Genomic DNA, 16339 nt, shown 5'->3' on the forward strand with positions numbered 1-16339 from the left:
CACCATTTAGGAAGCCACTATGTCCAACAAACCAACTATCGTGAAATGCCCTCAATGTGGCAACCCCGTTGAATGGGGAGAGCAAAGCCCATATCGTCCTTTTTGCAGCAAGAAATGCCAAATGATCGATTTTGGTGAATGGGCAAATGAAGAAAAACACATCCCTGGCGCCCCCGATCTCTCAGATGCGGAAGGTTGGTCGGACAGCGAACACTAAGCACCGACATCTGCCACTCTATAAAAAACGGAGCCTAATGAGGCTCCGTTTTTTATTGCGCTGGGGACTGCTCGCTATTCAGCATCCTCAAGATGCACTTCAATATCAGACACACGCTGTAAGCCTCGGGGCAGTAAGCCACCACGTCGGCCACGTTCTCCACGATAATTATCCATATCCGAAGGCTTGAGTCCTAATTTACGTTTACCTGCATATAAGGTTAACGAGGCGCCCATCGGTAATACCAATAAATGAGAGACGACTTCTTCACGCGCTTTGGCTTTGGCACCAGGAATATTAATAATCTTATTGCCTTTGCCTTTGCTCAACTGCGGCAAGTCACGAATTGGGAAAATCAGCATTCGGCCTTGATCAGTTATCGCCAGAATTTCATCTTGCTCCACGTGTTCGATCGGTTTCGGTGTTAATATTTCAGCCTTCTCTGGTAAATTGACCAGTGCTTTACCACTGCGATTCTTCGATAATAAATCAGACCCTTTACATACAAACCCATAGCCTGCATCTGAGCCAACCAACCACAGCTGCTCCTCTTCCCCCATAATCACTTGGCGAATCGAGGTGCCATCTGCAATATTTAAACGGCCAGTAATCGGCTCTCCCTGACTGCGTGCAGAAGGAAGAGTGTGCGATTCCAAAGAATAGCTTCGCCCATCGCTGGCAAGGAACACCGCTGGCTGGTTACTCTTGCCACGCGCATGCGCCAAATATTGATCACCCGCTTTGTAATTCAGTTTTTGGCAATCTATTTCATGCCCTTTACCTTGGCGAACCCAACCTTTTTCAGACAAGATCACCGTAATGGCTTCACTAGGCAAGAGTTCTCGCTCGGTTAACGCTCGAGCTTCGGCTCGCTCAACTAACGGTGAACGGCGGTCATCGCCGTATTTCTCAGCATCCGCTTTGAGCTCTTTCTTCAGTAACGTATTCAAACGACGTTCTGAGCCGAGTAACTGCTCCAACTTGTCACGTTCTTTCTCTAATTCCGCTTGTTCACCACGAATTTTGACTTCTTCTAATTTCGCCAAGTGACGTAATTTCGTATCCAGTATCGCATCCGCCTGGATCTCTGAAATACCAAAGCGAGACATCAGAACAGGTTTAGGTTCATCTTCAGTACGAATAATCTCAATAATTTCATCGATATTGAGATAAGCAATCAATAAGCCTTCCAAAATATGGAGGCGAGCTAAGACTTTGTCTAAACGATGCTGTAAACGGGCTCTTACTGTGTGGCGGCGGAATTCAAGCCATTCAGCAAGAATCGTCACCAACCCTTTCACTTGCGGACGACCATCAAGACCAATCATGTTCAAGTTGACGCGGTAGTTACGCTCAAGATCGGTTGAAGCAAATAAGTGATTCATGACCACATCACAATCAACGCGATTGGATTTAGGGACCAAGACAAACCGTGTGGGGTTCTCATGATCCGATTCATCTCGCAAGTCTTCAATCATTGGTAGCTTCTTCGCTCGCATTTGATTAGCGATCTGCTCTAAAAGCTTGGAACCGGAGACTTGGTGCGGTAATGCGGTGATCACAATCTCATGATCTTCTTTATGCCACAACGCACGCATTTTGACGCTGCCGCGCCCGGTGGTGTAAATCTTTTTTAAATCCGCTGGCGGCGAGATAATTTCCGCTTCTGTTGGATAATCAGGCCCTTTAACGAACTCCATTAAATCGGCCAGTTCGGACTTAGGGTTATCCAACAAATGAATCGCGGCGTGGGCAATTTCACGCACATTGTGAGGTGGAATATCCGTTGCCATACCCACGGCAATGCCCGTGACGCCATTGAGCAAGATGTGAGGCAGACGAACCGGCAGGATTTTAGGCTCTTTCATGGTGCCATCAAAGTTTGGCTGCCAATCTACGGTGCCTTGACCCAACTCACTGAGAAGAACTTCAGCAAATTTCGATAATTTTGCTTCGGTATAACGCATTGCGGCAAAAGATTTCGGGTCATCTGGCGCACCCCAGTTGCCCTGCCCATCGATTAAAGGATAACGATAAGAGAAAGGCTGAGCCATAAGCACCATGGCTTCATAACATGCTGAGTCACCGTGCGGATGGTATTTACCTAATACATCACCGACCGTACGTGCCGATTTCTTGTATTTTGCCGCGGCGGATAATCCCAACTCCGACATGGCATAAATAATCCGGCGTTGCACGGGTTTCAAACCGTCGCCGATATAAGGTAATGCACGATCCATAATCACGTACATTGAATAGTTCAGATACGCGTCTTCAGTAAACCGTCGTAATGGTAACTGCTCTACGCCATCGTAATTGATTTCCGTTGACATTAACTACACCTCAACTTCTGCCAAATCACCATTGTTTTGCAACCATTGGCGGCGATCATCAGCGCGTTTTTTACCTAATAACATATCCATCATTTCTTCCGTTTCTTGACGATCGTCCATCGTTAATTGCACGAGGCGACGCGTGTTAGGATCCATGGTGGTTTCTCGTAGCTGCAGTGGGTTCATTTCACCCAACCCTTTAAAGCGCTGAACATTGATTTTGGCTTTTTTCTTACTCAAGCGTTCTAAAATGCTCGCTTTTTCTTGCTCATCCAAGGCGTAGTGAACTTCTTTACCACAGTCGATACGAAAGAGTGGCGGCATGGCAACATAGACATGGCCTCCGGTCACTAATCCGCGGAAGTGGCGAGTAAACAAGGCACACAAGAGTGTTGCGATATGCAAACCATCCGAGTCCGCATCGGCAAGAATACACACCTTACCGTAGCGTAATCCTTCTAACGATTCTGAATCGGGGTCAATCCCCAATGCCACCGAGATATCATGAACTTCCTGAGAGGCGAGGACTTGATCTGAAGCCACTTCCCACGTGTTAAGAATTTTACCTCGCAGCGGCATGATCGCCTGAAATTCACGATCGCGCGCTTGTTTGGCACTGCCGCCCGCGGAGTCCCCTTCGACAAGAAAGAGTTCAGTACGACTTAAATCTTGCTGAGAACAATCCGTCAACTTGCCCGGTAGTGCTGGACCGGATGAGATTTTTTTACGGACCACTTTTTTACTGGCACGCATTCGTCGATGTGCATTGGCAATACACACTTCAGCCAGTAATTCAGCTAACTGAGGACGGCCATTTAACCACAAACTGAAGGCATCTTTGACACCACTTGCGACAAATCCAGACGCTTGACGTGATGACAGGCGTTCTTTGGTTTGACCCGCAAATTGAGGATCTTGCATTTTGACCGAAAGCACGAAAGCACATCGTTCAAAAATATCATCCCCAGTCAGTTTGACGCCACGAGGTAATAGGTTACGGTACTCACAGAACTCACGCATGGCATCAAGCAGCCCTTGACGCAAGCCGTTGACGTGCGTGCCTCCTTGCGGAGTCGGAATCAAGTTCACGTAACTTTCTGTGATCAGATCGCCACCTTCAGGTAGCCAAATTAGCGCCCAATCAGCCACTTCTGTCTCGGATTTAAACTGGCCAGTGAACGGTTCTTCTGGCAATAACGCAAAGCCTTTCACGCCTTCAGACAGGTAATCTTTTAAGCCATCTTCATAATACCATTGGTACTCTTTACCATTCACTTTGTCCGAAAAAGTAATCTCTAGCCCCGGACAAAGTACGGCTTTGGCTCGTAAATTGTTAACGAGTTTGCTAACCGAGAAGTTGGCAGAGTCAAAGTAACTCGCTTGCGGCCAAAAATGAACACTGGTGCCCTTTGCTTTTCGGCCACACGTACCAATCACGGTTAAGTCTTCAACTTTGTTACCTTGCTCAAATGCAATGCCATAAATTTGGCCATCACGACGCACTTTTACTTCTACGCGATCGGAGAGAGCATTCACAACCGAAATACCAACCCCATGCAAACCGCCTGAAAATTGATAGTTCTTATTTGAGAATTTACCGCCAGCATGTAGCTTACAAAGAATTAACTCTACCCCAGAGACCTTTTCTTCTGGGTGAATATCCACAGGCATCCCTCGTCCATCATCAATCACTTCTAGCGATTGATCAGCATGAAGAATAACTTGTACCTTGGTTGCATACCCTGCCAACGCTTCATCGACGCTGTTATCGATGACTTCTTGTCCCAAGTGATTAGGACGCGTGGTATCCGTATACATCCCTGGTCGGCGACGTACTGGTTCTAAGCCATTAAGAACCTCAATGGCTCCAGCATTATATTGTTCTGTCATAATACGGAATGCTTATATCGATAAAAAATAAGTTAACTGTACTGCATGAATCTGACACGCAGCTCTCGTTCCTCAAACTGTGGTCTATACACCGACAGCACTGTCATAGGGTCGAACGATGAAAGTTTAAGGAGCACATAGTCTGGATAAGACTAGTTGATGTCAAGTGACATTACTCAGTAATCAATGAATATTCTTACACTGTCTACGCGCAAAACTCAAAGATTTAGAAATTGAATGATACGCTCTGGGTAGCGTTCAAAGTCTATAAAACTGTGATCCCCTCCTGGCTCAATTGATAGGTGAGCCTGTTGATATTTCTCTACCGCTTGACGGTAGTCGAGGGTTTCATCGCCTGTTTGCAATAATACCCAAATATCATCAGGGCACGATAAAGTGTCCACATCAATGGCCTTGAGTTCTTCAATATGGCTGGAATGAAGCGTATACGATTCGTGTGTGTATGGATTGGTTTGCACGCCAAGATAATCAACGAGCAACTCATAAGGCTTGACAGCAGGATTAATTAATACCGCAGGTAAACCATAGGTTGCATGCAGCCAAGTACAAAAGTACCCCCCCAAAGAACTTCCTGCGAGACCAATCTGATAGTCGTCTCGATACGTCTCGATCAGTTGAGCCAGTTGCCCTGCCGCTTGCTCTGGAAAATGAGGCAACTGAGGGATGATTAAACGAATATCAGGGCGATGCTCAGCACAGTATTGCATCATGACTGACGCTTTATGCGATCCTGGTGAACTGTTAAACCCGTGAACGTAAATGAGTAAACTCGGCTTCATACCTTAATATCCACTGGCACTGTAATCGGGTAAAAACCGCCCATGCGTCAACCGTTTCACCTCGGTGTGGATCTGACCGTCAGCACACAATTCGATTTCTCGCCATCCCGGTGAGCGCGTATCAACACAAAACTGGCTCGACTGAGGCTTAAACTGCACGCAAGTAGATGGGGTCGCTAATACACGTACGCCTTCGCGCATCACGTCGAGTTCTTGATGAATATGCCCACACAACACCCCACTCACTTTATCGTAACGCGTCACCACATCCCAAAAGTCTTGGCTATCTTTTAAAGTATGTTGATCCAACCACTGGCTGCCCGCCAAAACAGGATGATGATGCAAAATGATCAACGACCATTTATCTGGGTGCTGTTGCAGGGCGTTATCCAGTAACGCTAACTGCTCATGATTGAGACGCCCATGCGGCACACCAGAGACTTGAGAGTCGAGCATAATGACCTGCCAATGATCATTGAGCACCACGTGAGGCTCACACACCACTTGCGGCGTTGGCAACACACTGAACATTTCTGGCTTATAATCATGATTGCCCGGCAGCCAATAGCAGCGCTGCTTCAGAGGCTTGATGCCCTCAACAAAGCGAACATACGATTCATGACTATGATCTTGAGAAATATCTCCAGTGGCAAGAATGGCATCAAATTCGACATGAGTGTTGATAATATCTTCGACAACAGCGGAAAAACTTTCTGCGGTATTTACACCGAGTAAACACCCATCCTTTGGCGCAAATAAATGCGTATCCGTTAGTTGTAACAGATGGATGCTGGTTGAATTGTCTTTGCTAGACGACACGTTCAAAATCAATAAACCTAAGTTATTATGGATGACGGATATTAAGAGGCGTCCGACTGATACCATGTCTCAGACAAAAGGTAAGCCAGTCACCTAAAAACCTGTTAATTTGCGCTTTTTCATCTCTCTGTACCATTTTTACATTCGGATAGTCGTAACGCGCTTTGATACGACCTAATTGATCCGCTGAACACACTTCAGCAACCCGAGCGTCATGGTATAGCCTGACAGACATCGTTGGTAAAGGAAATACAGCAACTTGATCACTTTGACAAATTTCGATCAAAGTCGTGTATTTGGTTGTTTCCAAGATATGCAGCTGATAAATCATGCTGACCGCTTCATAGCAGCGCGTATGACCGGCTTCACTTTTTGCCGGTAATAAGGCATTAAGCTTCACATAGTTGGTTTCGTAAAGCCGCATTAATTCTGGAAAATCAACATGGTATGTTTTTCGGATTGCTAACTCTGCCATTGTTCTTGTAACACTTTGTAATTAAGTTCCAACCATTGCAACGCAATAATCGAGGCTCCGTTCTCTAATTGCCCGTCTTTCACCAGTTGGTAAGCCTCTTCTCGACTCACCACGTGAACTTGAATATCTTCGCCTTCTTCCTCGAGACCATGAACGCCTGTCGCCAATGCGCTATCGACTTGCCCCACAAAGACATCTAAACGTTCCGAGCAGCCACCTGCGGAGGGATAAAATGAGGTTATCTTTTCCAATTCCTGCAAGGTAAGGCCCGCTTCTTCTTGGGACTCTCGTCTCACAACGTCTTCGGCACTCTCATTGTTATTATCAAACACGCCCGCCACAATTTCTAGTTGCCAAGGGTTTTCATGCTCTATCGCCCCGACACGAATTTGCTCAATCAACACGACGGCATCGCGTACTGGATCGTAAGGGAGCACTGCGGCAGCTCGCCCGCGCTCAAACATCTCGCGCTCAATAGGCTGACTCCAGCCTCCAGCAAACAACCGATGCTTAAAGCGATATTTCACCATGCTAAAAAAGCCACTAAATAGTGTGTCTTTTGACAGAATTTCCAGATCTTGAGCGGAAAAATTCGCGCGTTTTTTTGGATCCATTGCCATACCACCTCCAAATCGAATCCCATAGTCTACTCATGACCGTTTGAAAGTACCAAGGACAGGGTTCAACTTTTACTATAAAATTTAAATTTTTATTTATTGACAAGTCACTCACCGCTGTGGACTTGTACAGTGTCTACAAAAAATGTATAACCTTCGGGCATCAATTGATCTCATTTTACGGTAAACTGAGCCAACTATGGCTTAAAAACGGCAGGAAAAAAACCAATGAACAAACTGCTACCTATTATTATTAGTGCAGCATTAGGAAGCTTTTCGGCTTTCACCTGGGCGGACAATCTTGCCCAAATATATGATTTAGCAAAAAAGAATGATCCTCAGCTTCTAGGTCAAGAAGCCGCACGCGACCGCGCGTTTGAAACTATCAATTCAAGTAGAAGTGCATTATTACCACAAATTAATTTAACGGGCGGCTACACGATCAACAGCAGTGATGAGTCGGTACGTAATAGTCGAGCGCTTTCTGCGGGGGTTTCCTTTAGCCAAGAACTTTATAATCGTTCAAGCTGGCTATCCCTCAATACCACAGAAAAAGAAGCGCGTGTCGCCGATGCCAATTATGCGTTAGCCCAACAATCACTCATAATGCGCGTATCAGAAGCCTACTTTAATGTCTTACGAGCCAAAGATAACTTAGCGTTCGTACAATCAGAAAAGAATGCCGTCTCTCATCAATTGGATCAAACCAAGCAACGTTTTGATGTAGGCCTTTCTGCCATTACCGATGTGCATGATGCAAAAGCGCAATACGATGCGGTGTTAGCCGATGAAATCATGGCGAAGAATAAACTGGATAACAGTTATGAATCTTTACGTGAAATTACAGGCCAACAGCCGACGGATCTCAGCGTCCTCGATAAACAACGTTTTTCAACGACTCGTCCTCAAGATAGCATGACAAAAATGCTCACAGAAGCCGAGAAAAAGAACCTCAATTTGCTCGCAGGACGGATTAACAAAGATATCGCTAAAGATAAAATCGCGCTGGCTGACTCAAAAAATCTGCCTTCTCTCACCTTGGATGGCGGCTATAAATATAACCGCGAATACGATAGTGATTACGCCAAATACAATGCCTTCGATAACCACGATACGAAGGATTTGAATGTCGGAATCAACCTCTCAGTCCCACTTTATACCGGGGGTAACATTTCGTCACTCAGTAAACAAGCAGAGCTGAGTTACGTTCAAGCGAGCCAAAATTTAGAAGCCCAATATCGTCAAGTTGTCAAACAAGTACATGCGTTCCACAACAACATTAATGCTTCAGTGGGCGCCGTCAATGCATACCAACAATCATTAGTATCTGCGAAATCAGCCCTGAAAGCGACACAAGCCGGTTTCGAAGTGGGTACTCGCACCATTGTGGATGTACTGGATTCTACACGCCGTCTCTATAACGCGAAAAAGAATTTAGCGGACGCACGCTACGACTACATTATTAATGTATTAAAGTTACGTAAAGCGACTGGTACTTTAAGCGAACAAGATATCTTGGATATCAATGCTGGGCTGAAAAAAGCCAATGACCAGCATAGCGAATAGGCTGGCCGTTATTGAAAAAAAAACGCCGAGATCATCGGCGTTTTTTATTACCGCTCATCAATGTACGAGCGATTTATTGCTCATTTTTCTTGATAGCTTCAATGATTTTAGTCGTTGAGCAACCATCTTCAAAGTTCAGTACTTTGACAGCGCCACCATCGGCAATCACTTCTTTTCCGCCGGCAATGTCTTCTGGTTTATAATCCCCACCTTTAACCAGTAACGACGGTAGTACTTCAGCGATCAAGCGCTGTGGCGTATCTTCGCTAAATGGGACCACCCAATCGACAGCTTCGAGCCCAGCGAGTACGGCCATACGTCGTTCTAAGGTATTCACAGGACGACCAGGTCCTTTAAGCCGTTTAACCGACTCATCGGAGTTAACCGCAACAATCAAACGATCGCCTAATTGTGCGGCATTATTGAGATACGACACATGACCCGCATGCAGAATATCAAAACACCCATTGGTCATGACCACCGTTTCACCATGACGTTTGGCGCGTTTCACTGCATCGACCAGCGCGGCTTCTGTGGTGACGCCATACTCTGTATCACGAGAATCGTGGATCGCTTCCGCCAGTTCAACCGTCGATACTGTCGATGTTCCCAATTTACCAACAACAATGCCCGCCGCGGCGTTCGCTAACGCACAGGCTTCATCCAGCGCTTTCCCTGCGGCAACGGAAGCGGCCAAGACCGATATAACCGTATCCCCGGCGCCAGTGACATCGTACACTTCTTTCGCTAACGTCGGCAGATGGAAAGGCGCTTCACCACGACGTAATAGCGTCATGCCATGCTCACTACGAGTCACGAGCAACGCTTCAAAATCAAATTGCTCGATGAGCGCTAGACCTTTTTCCACCAGCTCTTCTTCATTTTTGACTTTACCCACAACCTGCTCAAATTCAGACATGTTGGGCGTCAAAATGGTGGCACCACGGTAGCGCTCAAAGTCCGCCCCCTTGGGGTCAATAAGCACAGGCACCTTAGCTGCACGCGCTTTTTGAATAAACTGCTGCACATGCTCGAGCGCCCCTTTGGCGTAATCCGATAAGATCAACGCTCGCACATGAGGTAAGGCGGCATCCATTCGTTCTAAAATCAGGTTGGCATCGGTATTTTCGAACGTATCTTCAAAATCCAAACGAATCAGTTGTTGTCCACGGCTCAATACGCGCAATTTGGTAATCGTTGGGTAATCGGGTAGCGCAACAAAATCGCAATGCACATCCAATGAGCTGAGTTTTTCAGTCAGCACCTGTGCTGGCTCATCTTGACCAGTCAGGCCGACAATGTGGGCACGGCCACCTAAAGAAGCAATATTCATCGCAACGTTGGCTGCACCACCTGGACGTTCTTCATTTTGTTCTACTTTCACTACTGGTACGGGGGCCTCTGGCGAGATACGTCCAGTTGGACCATACCAATACCGGTCGAGCATAACATCACCGATGATCAATACACCTGCATCGTTGTAATCAGGTAGGATTGGCTTCATTCATGGTTCTCCAATTTTCGCTATGCCGTGAAGTCTACCACAAGCATGACAATGACAAAAACTCTCTCAGCCCAACCAAGTATTCCAAAGATCAATCACTTGATCTCGCTCGGCCACAAAGCGCGACGGGTCCACATCCGTGGACAAATTGAGCAAGTTACGACGATGAATCTGATTGCGTAACGTCGTATAGGCATGAATTAATGACTCTGCTTGTGCAACACTGAGTATGCCCTGCTCGGCTAACGTTTCAAAAATTCTCACGTTATCAGACCATCGTGTCAGCGCTGGCTTTGCGTGGCTGTAGCGTAACACCAAATATTGCGCCAAAAACTCAATATCCGTAATTCCGCCGGCATCTTGCTTAAGCATAAAACGATTGGCTTTCTTACCAGCAAGATGTTGGCGCATTTTATTGCGCATCTCAACCACCGTTTGTTTCAGATCAGGCTCATCGCGCTCCATGGTTAAGATAGCTTGGCGCACGCGAGTAAATCCTTGTGCTAATGCCTCATCAGCATAGACCATCCGAGCTCGCACCAGCGCTTGGTGCTCCCATGTCCAGGCATTTTCTTTTTGGTACTCTTCAAATGAGGTTAATGGACTGACCAACAATCCTGCGGTACCGGATGGCCGCAACCGCGTATCGACATCATATAAAATGCCGGTCGGCGTACGCGTAGAAAAGAGGTGCGTAATTCGTTGTGCCAAACGTAAATAAAATTGTTTGCCATCAATTTCTTTGGCTCCATCAGTCACCACGTTGTCTGGGCAATCATGTAAGAAAACCAAATCCAAGTCTGAATTATACCCTAATTCCCATCCGCCCACTTTGCCGTACCCCAAGACAGCAAATCCTAGCCCCTCTCGCTGAGACAGATGAGTCGGCTGACCGAACTTTTCTGTCACTTGCTTCCACGCTTGCTTAACCACACATGCAATGATGGCTTCGGCTAATGAGGTCAGGTGGTCACTGACCTTCATCACTGGTAAGACTCCCGTAATGTCGGCGGCAGCAATTCGTAAGATGGCGATTTGTTTAAATTGTCGCAGCCCTTCCATTTGCTGCTCCATATCATCTTCAGGAATGCGCGCCATAAAATCTTGTAATTGGCAGTGATAGTCTGAGACATCGATAGGATGGTACAACTGCTCAGGATCAATCAATTCATCCAATAAGATCGGATAACGTGACAACTTCTCTGAGACCATCGGACTGGCCGTACACAAGTTGACTAATTGCGTTAAAGCCGCGGGGTGTTCATCTAAGAGTTCCAGATACGTGGTACGAGTGACAATATGATTGAGTAGCGATAACACGCGGGCAAAACCAAATTGAGCACCGGGATGCGCGAAGATTGCCTGCAAAACTTTGGGCATGAGATGATGTAATACCTCTCGCCCACGAGGCCCAATGGTCTTTTTATCCAATTCAGCCTTAAAGCTAACTAACTGTTGATGCAAGTTCACATCGCTTGGCACCGACAGCTCCTCATGCAGAATTTGTTTGGCCATTTGCGCATCGTCTGTCAGTTGCCATAATTCTTGATAGCAGGCCGCCACACACGGTGATGCCTGCTCTTCCTCTTCGCCAATCACCTGATTAAAAATCTGATGCACATTGTGCATGTGCTGCTGTAACTGCCCGACGAGCGCCTGCCAATCAGTAAACCCACATGCATACGCCAACCGTAATTGATGATTGGCCTCTTGAGGTAACGTCTGGGTTTGTTTATCGTCAATCGCTTGAATAAGATTCTCTAAACGGCGCAGAAACACATAGGCGTTTTCTAATTGAGAAATATCAGAAGCAGGTAAGAGTTCCAGTCGCTTGATGCCCGCTAAGGCAGGGAGTAACCCCCGCTCTCGCAGATCCGGCTCACGTCCACCACGAATTAATTGAAAAGATTGCACGATAAACTCAATTTCACGGATCCCTCCGGCACCAAGTTTAATATTGTCGTGCAAGCCTCGGCGGCGCACTTCACTACGAATCATGGTTTTCATGCGGCGCAACGATTGAATCGCACTAAAATCGATATAACGACGGAACACAAATGGGCGTAACATTTGGCGAAGTTCTTGATAATGGGCGTACATCTCACGCCCCATCACGCGCGCTTTCACCATGGCGTAGCGTTCCCAATCACGACCTTGCTCTTGATAATAATCTTCAAGCGCCGCATAGCTCATCACTAATGGACCACTGTCGCCAAATGGGCGTAAACGCATATCCACTCGATAACAAAACCCGTCAACCGTGGGCTGATCCAGAAGCTTAATCAACCGCTGTCCTAAACGAGTAAAAAATTGGGCATTGGCAATGGCGCGACGCGTCCCTTGAGTCTCACCGTTTTCTGGATAGGTAAAAATCAGATCTATGTCTGAGGAAAAATTCAGCTCTCCTCCCCCTAATTTTCCCATACCAATGATCAGCATCGATTGAGGGAGTCCATCCGGACTCATTGGTGTCCCCCACTCGCGGCAACACATTTGGTAAAGCCAATGGTAAGCTTCAAAAATGATCGCTTCAGCAAGCTCTGACAAATGATGCAAACTGTCCTCAATATGCCACAGCTGATGAAAATCTCGCCATGCAATTAACGTCATTTCCTCTTGACGGAACTGGCGCAACGTTGCCATGGCTTGAGCTTCAGACTCACATCCTAAGAGCTTTTCTGACAATCGCTCCCGATAGACCACTGGCTTGGCCGCATCGAAAGGCAAACGTTGCGGCAAGCTCAAAGCCCATTCAGGACCACGTTTTAATGTTTCTGCGATAAAAGGACTCAAGCCCATCACGTCACGCGTTTGCTGCTGTAACGGCTCTGGCCATTGAGCGACCTGAGGGAGCACGTCAAGTAACTGAGAAAATTCGTGTGTCGCGAGTGATTGAAGAGGCAAGGGGAGCGGCATGTCATATCCTTATATACGTACTCAAGAGAGGGCTAAAATCAGTATACTGAAATGAGAAAAGTGCGCCTAGCTGAATGCCGAAAAAGAGTGAATCGAAAACATAAAAAAAGCACCAATCACATTGGTGCTTAAAGATAAAAAACGCCAAGCTTAGACGGTAAACCTCATGATTTTTTCATCTAACGTCTTCGCATTGAGTTCAAGGGCTTGCGAGGTTTCTTGTAACTCGCCAATGACCGTTACCGACACTTCGACCAACTCTTTCACATTGGTCAGGTTTTGATTCATTTCTTCGGCAACCGTACTTTGTTGACTTGCCGCGCTCGCAATTTGGAAGTTCATATCATTGATTTGCTGAACATGATTCACGATATTATCAAGCTCTGCTCCCGCATTACTGACCAACTCTACCCCATCGGCGGCTTCAACCACACTTTTTTCCATCAGAGACACCGCTTGATTGGCACTTTGCTGCAACTGTTCAATCATGTTCTGAATATCGACCGTCGCATTCTGAGTACTTTGCGCCAGATTTCTCACTTCATCGGCAACAACCGCAAATCCACGGCCAGATTCCCCCGCACGCGCAGCCTCGATAGCCGCATTTAAGGCCAGTAAATTGGTTTGGTCAGAAATACCTCGGATGGTATCAATCACACTGCCAATAACGTCGACTCGCTCTTCTACTTGGTTAATAGCCTGCGCCGACTCAGCAATGTCTTGAGATAACGCACGCATTTTCACCACAGTGCTATTGATGAACTCTTGGCCTGAGCTCGCTTGCTGTGACGTACTTTCGGTTAATGTCGACGCACTGTGTGCGTTGTCTGCCACCGTTTGGACGGTCGAGGTCATTTCACTCATTGCCGTCGCGAGCTGATCGATTTCATTAAATTCATCCTGAGCAGATTCTTTGGTTTCAGCCATACTGACCGACATCACGCTCGTAATCTCCGTTAATTCATTGGAAGATTCTATCTGGTTTTTAATCAAATCATTCAGCTGCTGACGCGTTTTCTCTAGCTCGCGCGCAACATCGCCATACTCATCTTTACATTCCATCGCAATAGGTTGCGACAAGTCACGCTGCGCCATACGCTTAATGACAGAACTTAAATACTGAGTTTGCTTAAGCATCACTCGTGCAGCAAATAAGAGCAGAATCACAAAGACAACAATCATGATACTGGTTTGCCAAGCGACTTGTACTAAGTAGTCTTCATAATGCTTCTGAGCAATCTCGGAACTTTTGGTGGCGACAAGTAGTGCTTGATAAAAGGTGTGGGCATCCCACAACTGCTTGGCAATGATTAATATAGTACTGAACACCATAAGCATAATCATTCTGGGAACTAGCCGGACGTCCGTGATAATCCGTTCCCATGGCGTAAAGTCCATTTTTGTCATTGTTATTCTCCGAATAGTTATTACATTTGTAATTATAGTTTTTGAATCAATTTCAAATAAGTTACGTGATATTAACAAAATCTATAAGAATGAGCTTACTTGGTTTAGGGGTAATCCATGAATATGTGATCGCCCACAGAATCTTAATCTTGAGCAAATGTTTTTACTGCCAACACAATTTTGTGACAGCATACAAAAAAAGAAGCCGTTGGCTTCTTTTTTAAACAGACACAATAGAGTGAATCAATCTCGCCAATAGGGAGAAGCCTGAAAGCCACTGAAACGTGACTGATCCATTGCGTGCAAAATGGAATGCTCTTGACGGGTGATCCAACGCAGTAATTGAGCGTGTTGATCACTGTCCTCAAGCTTATACTTGAGATCCTCAATCGGTTGTAGCATCCGAAGATCATCAATACCATCCAGCAAATCTTCCCACGGTAAACGGAACGATTGGCACTCTTCATTCTCGAACAAATGAGCAAAACACATCCCCGTATACAAATTACGTGTTAAATGCGCTTGCTGAGCAATGTAATCTTGTTTACTCAACACCTGTTCTGGCGGGAACGCTTCAACTAACTCGGCCCAAGAACGATCGAGCTGTTGCACCGCAAAGTCCATCACAGGGCGATCAATCTGCTCTTGCGCGTTGTCGTCCAAAAACGGCTGCCAACCACGCGTTAAAATCCAACGACTGAGATCCAAAAGTAACGCGGTGTAACGGCTCGAATCAATCAAGGCAAGCGTTTCTTCTCGAGTCGGCAACGCCGCTTGTAATTCTTTAAGCTCTCCGACTAAACGCTTGCGGGCGTCCAATTTACGCAATGCATAACCTTTATCGTCCAGCAACCGATTCAGGTAATCATCATCAAGCAACCAACGTAATTCATCTTCTAGCCATTTCAACTCTTGACGTAAAATGGCACTGGCTCGACGTGGCACAATACTGCTAAAGACGGTTAGGATTTGGCGAATGAAGCAAACTGAGGAGCGAATCTTATTGAGGGCTTCATGGTTATCTTGCTCGACATAAATTTGTTCATGACGTTGCCAATGGGATAATGCATGCTCTAACGATTTGATAAAACAAATTTCCACGGTATCTTGGGAGGACGTGACCACGGGCTCAAGCGTGCGTACCGCATCAATAGGCTGCTGATACGCTAAGCGGTAACCACGCGCAGCTTTACTGCGGTTGCCTAAACGCATGCCACCATGTTCACTGATGTGACGAGCTAAAGTAAATAACGCATCAACTTGCCCAGATTTTAGCTCTAATTCCACTTCACAGATATCTTCTGATAAGTCACCCGCAGTCACAACCCCGCAATCAAACGCCACTTCTATCTGACTGCCATCTTGCATGGCAATCAACCAAGTTTCCCGATTGAAGTCAGTCACAAACAAAGGGGTTAGCTCTGCTTGTAGCTCTGTAACGGTTTTCCCGTCTGGCCAAATGTCATCGGGATGCAACGTGAGATCAGGGTCATTACTGGTGTGATCGGCATTATATTCAGGCCGTTGATGTAACCCTGCAACCACGCGACCGGCGGTCTTCACCGTTTGAATATACACATCATCAAAACGACGAATACGTAAACCGATATCATGATTACGTAGCCAATTATCTGGTGTATCAAAATAGGTGTTGCCTAAATCACGACAACTGTGCTGAAGTACTCGAGCATCGGAGATTTTTTCGCGTAAAATATCTGAAAATTCGGGAGAAACAAAAAACTTCAGTTCTATCTCGGTTTCCATAGCTATACCTTTCGAAGAAGATGACGACAGG

General features: G+C 46.2%; 12 protein-coding genes. 2 read left to right on the forward strand and 10 right to left on the reverse strand.

What is annotated here, in order from left to right:
• The first annotated feature begins 19 nt into the window (after positions 1 to 19).
• Positions 20 to 217, forward strand: coding sequence for a DNA gyrase inhibitor YacG (gene yacG / locus EAE30_RS16245; RefSeq protein ID WP_123016852.1), 198 nt, complete (start codon positions 20 to 22; stop codon positions 215 to 217).
• Between the two features lie 74 nt (positions 218 to 291).
• Here the strand turns inward: yacG and parC are convergent, their stop codons facing one another.
• The 6 genes from parC to nudF all read right to left on the reverse strand — a co-directional run bounded on the left by parC (position 292) and on the right by nudF (position 7154).
• Entirely contained in the window at positions 292 to 2550 is a 2259-nt protein-coding gene (gene parC, locus EAE30_RS16250; RefSeq protein WP_123016853.1) for a DNA topoisomerase IV subunit A, read from the reverse strand.
• 3 nt (positions 2551 to 2553) lie between these two features.
• A complete protein-coding gene (gene parE / locus EAE30_RS16255) occupies positions 2554 to 4440 on the reverse strand; it encodes a DNA topoisomerase IV subunit B (RefSeq protein ID WP_123016854.1) in 1887 nt (628 codons plus the stop codon).
• Between the two features lie 218 nt (positions 4441 to 4658).
• Positions 4659 to 5240 carry an esterase YqiA gene (gene yqiA / locus EAE30_RS16260; RefSeq protein ID WP_123016855.1) on the reverse strand — a complete coding sequence of 194 codons (582 nt, stop codon included), beginning with the start codon at positions 5238 to 5240 and terminating at the stop codon, positions 4659 to 4661.
• Positions 5241 to 5243: 3 nt separating this feature from the next.
• Positions 5244 to 6065, reverse strand: a complete 822-nt coding sequence (gene cpdA, locus EAE30_RS16265; RefSeq protein ID WP_123016856.1) for a 3',5'-cyclic-AMP phosphodiesterase — start codon at positions 6063 to 6065, stop codon at positions 5244 to 5246.
• Between the two features lie 19 nt (positions 6066 to 6084).
• A complete protein-coding gene (locus tag EAE30_RS16270; protein ID WP_123016857.1) occupies positions 6085 to 6534 on the reverse strand; it encodes a DUF1249 family protein in 450 nt (149 codons plus the stop codon).
• Complete coding sequence (gene nudF / locus EAE30_RS16275; RefSeq protein ID WP_123016858.1) at positions 6522 to 7154, reverse strand: ADP-ribose diphosphatase; 633 nt, start codon at positions 7152 to 7154, stop codon at positions 6522 to 6524. The genes EAE30_RS16270 and nudF overlap by 13 nt, the downstream gene beginning before the upstream one ends.
• Before the next feature lie 225 nt (positions 7155 to 7379).
• Between nudF and tolC the strand changes: the two genes are divergently transcribed.
• The gene (gene tolC / locus EAE30_RS16280) at positions 7380 to 8717 is read left to right on the forward strand and encodes an outer membrane channel protein TolC (RefSeq protein ID WP_123016859.1); all 1338 of its coding nucleotides are present in this window, start codon (positions 7380 to 7382) and stop codon (positions 8715 to 8717) included.
• Between the two features lie 73 nt (positions 8718 to 8790).
• On the opposite strand, the gene hldE is transcribed toward tolC, so the two are convergent.
• From hldE to EAE30_RS16300, 4 genes are all read right to left on the reverse strand, one after another.
• Positions 8791 to 10221: a bifunctional D-glycero-beta-D-manno-heptose-7-phosphate kinase/D-glycero-beta-D-manno-heptose 1-phosphate adenylyltransferase HldE gene (gene hldE, locus EAE30_RS16285; RefSeq protein ID WP_123016860.1), complete on the reverse strand. Its 1431-nt coding sequence runs from the start codon at positions 10219 to 10221 to the stop codon at positions 8791 to 8793.
• A gap of 66 nt (positions 10222 to 10287) precedes the next feature.
• On the reverse strand, positions 10288 to 13137 hold the full coding sequence (gene glnE, locus EAE30_RS16290) for a bifunctional [glutamate--ammonia ligase]-adenylyl-L-tyrosine phosphorylase/[glutamate--ammonia-ligase] adenylyltransferase (protein WP_123016861.1): 2850 nt from the start codon (positions 13135 to 13137) through the stop codon (positions 10288 to 10290).
• 150 nt (positions 13138 to 13287) lie between these two features.
• The gene (locus EAE30_RS16295; protein WP_123016862.1) at positions 13288 to 14544 is read right to left on the reverse strand and encodes a methyl-accepting chemotaxis protein; all 1257 of its coding nucleotides are present in this window, start codon (positions 14542 to 14544) and stop codon (positions 13288 to 13290) included.
• 243 nt (positions 14545 to 14787) lie between these two features.
• The gene (locus EAE30_RS16300; RefSeq protein ID WP_123016863.1) at positions 14788 to 16308 is read right to left on the reverse strand and encodes a CYTH and CHAD domain-containing protein; all 1521 of its coding nucleotides are present in this window, start codon (positions 16306 to 16308) and stop codon (positions 14788 to 14790) included.
• Positions 16309 to 16339 lie beyond the last annotated feature (31 nt).

The organism is Vibrio zhugei (assembly GCF_003716875.1).
GTDB lineage: Bacteria > Pseudomonadota > Gammaproteobacteria > Enterobacterales > Vibrionaceae > Vibrio > Vibrio zhugei.

Bases quoted from the DNA above. Each gene is read 5' to 3' on its own strand.
- yacG (WP_123016852.1), top strand. From the start codon at position 20: ATGTCCAACAAACCAACTATCGTGAAATGCCCTCAATGTGGCAACCCC.
- tolC (WP_123016859.1), top strand. From the start codon at position 7,380: ATGAACAAACTGCTACCTATTATTATTAGTGCAGCATTAGGAAGCTTT.
- EAE30_RS16295 (WP_123016862.1), bottom strand. From the start codon at position 14,544: ATGACAAAAATGGACTTTACGCCATGGGAACGGATTATCACGGACGTC.
- EAE30_RS16300 (WP_123016863.1), bottom strand. From the start codon at position 16,308: ATGGAAACCGAGATAGAACTGAAGTTTTTTGTTTCTCCCGAATTTTCA.
- yqiA (WP_123016855.1), bottom strand. From the start codon at position 5,240: ATGAAGCCGAGTTTACTCATTTACGTTCACGGGTTTAACAGTTCACCA.
- nudF (WP_123016858.1), bottom strand. From the start codon at position 7,154: ATGGCAATGGATCCAAAAAAACGCGCGAATTTTTCCGCTCAAGATCTG.
- hldE (WP_123016860.1), bottom strand. From the start codon at position 10,221: ATGAAGCCAATCCTACCTGATTACAACGATGCAGGTGTATTGATCATC.
- glnE (WP_123016861.1), bottom strand. From the start codon at position 13,137: ATGCCGCTCCCCTTGCCTCTTCAATCACTCGCGACACACGAATTTTCT.
- EAE30_RS16270 (WP_123016857.1), bottom strand. From the start codon at position 6,534: ATGGCAGAGTTAGCAATCCGAAAAACATACCATGTTGATTTTCCAGAA.
- parC (WP_123016853.1), bottom strand. From the start codon at position 2,550: ATGTCAACGGAAATCAATTACGATGGCGTAGAGCAGTTACCATTACGA.
- parE (WP_123016854.1), bottom strand. From the start codon at position 4,440: ATGACAGAACAATATAATGCTGGAGCCATTGAGGTTCTTAATGGCTTA.